This is a genomic window from Streptomyces panaciradicis (assembly GCF_023516615.1).
Taxonomy (GTDB): Bacteria; Actinomycetota; Actinomycetes; order Streptomycetales; family Streptomycetaceae; genus Streptomyces; species Streptomyces panaciradicis.
The window spans coordinates 1-1,506 of sequence record NZ_JAMGBF010000241.1 but is presented as its reverse complement, the minus strand read 5'-3'; the positions used below and the strand labels follow the sequence as shown (position 1 = coordinate 1,506).

The 1,506-nt window shown below is 80.3% G+C and carries 1 pseudogene; it reads right to left on the bottom strand.

The features are described from left to right. A pseudogene (locus M8J74_RS42550) lies at nt 1-1,506 on the bottom strand (hypothetical protein); the annotation flags it as partial.

The following is a 1,506-nucleotide window of genomic DNA, read 5'->3' as shown; positions in this document are numbered from 1 at the left end:
TGGTTGCCGTAGGGGCCGGGGGGCTGCTGCTGGGCGGGGGGCTGCGGGGCGGGCGGCTGTGCCTGCGGCTGCGGCTGCTGGGCCTGGTCGGGCTGGGGGTAGCCGTAGCCGGCCGGGGGCTGGGGCTGCTGGTGGGGCGGGTAGCCGTAGCCGGGCTGCGGAGGCTGGGGCTGGGGCTGGGGCTGGGGTTGCGCGGGGTGGCCGGGGGCCTGGGGGTAGCCGTATCCCGCTGCCGGGGGCGGACCCGGGTGCGGTTGGGGCTGGGGCTGGGGCTGGGGCTGGCCCGGGTGCGGCTGGGGGGCCTGCGGGGCCTGCGGGGCTTGGGACGCTTGGGCGGTTTGCGGGGCCTGTGGCGCCTGGGGGTAGCCGTAGCCGGCCTGCTGCGGGTGAGGGTGAGGGTGCGGGGGCTGGGGCTGGGGTGCCTGCCGGGGGTCTACCGGGGCGGGCTGGCCGGGGTGTGCGGCCGCCGGGCCGAAACCGCCCTGCGCGGGCGGCTGTTGGCCGGGCTGACCGGGTGCCTGGGGGTAGCCGTAGCCGGCCTGCTGCGGGTGAGGGTGAGGGTGCGGGGGCTGGGGCTGGGGTGCCTGCCGGGGGTCTACCGGGGCGGGCTGGCCGGGGTGTGCGGCCGCCGGGCCGAAACCGCCCTGCGCGGGCGGCTGTTGGCCGGGCTGACCGGGTGCCTGGGGGTAGCCGTAGCCGGCCTGCTGCGGGTGAGGGTGAGGGTGCGGGGGCTGGGGCTGGCCCGGCTGGGGCTGGGCAGGCTGGACCTGCGGCTGTCCCGGATACGGCTGTTCCGGATACGGCTGTCCCGGCTGGGGCGCCTGCTGCGGATAGCCGTACGGGCCCGCCTGCGGGTCCGGGTGGCCGGGCTGCTGGGCCGCGGCCGCGTGCGCCTGTGCCGGGTCCGCGGGGACGAAGCCCTGTGGCAGCGGCGGCAGTCCGGGGGCGCCCTGCGGCGGCACGGGGGGCTGCCCGGCCGGGGTGGCCTGCGGAGGCTCGGGCTGCGCCTGGGCGGAGGGCGCGGGGGGTTCCGGCGCGGGCGCCGGCTCGGGCTCGGCGTCCGGTTGCGCGGGGGAGCCGGTGCCGGAGACGTCCGGTGCGGGCTCGTCGACCTCGGCGGTGGCGGGGGAACCCGTCTCGCTCTCGTCGACGGAGGTCTCCTCCGGCTCCTCGGCGTCGTCGTCCCCGCCGAAGAGGCGGGCCGCCTCGGCGTCGGCGGCGGCGTGGTTGAGCTCCGGCTCCTCCTCGGACTGCTCGGGCTCCTGCGGGTGCGCCGATTCCTGCGGCTGCTCGGGGGCCGCCGCGGGAACGCCGGACGCCGGGGTCGCCGTGGCGGACCCGCCCGACTGGGTGTCCTCGTCGACCGGGCGCAGCACCGGGAAGCCGGGTGCGGCGACGGGCTGGGCGGGCGCCTGCTGCGCCGGGGCCGCGGGCGGCTCGGCGGGGGCCTGCTGCTGGGGTGCGGCGGGCTGCTGGACTGGGGCCTGCTGGACCGGGGCCTGCTGG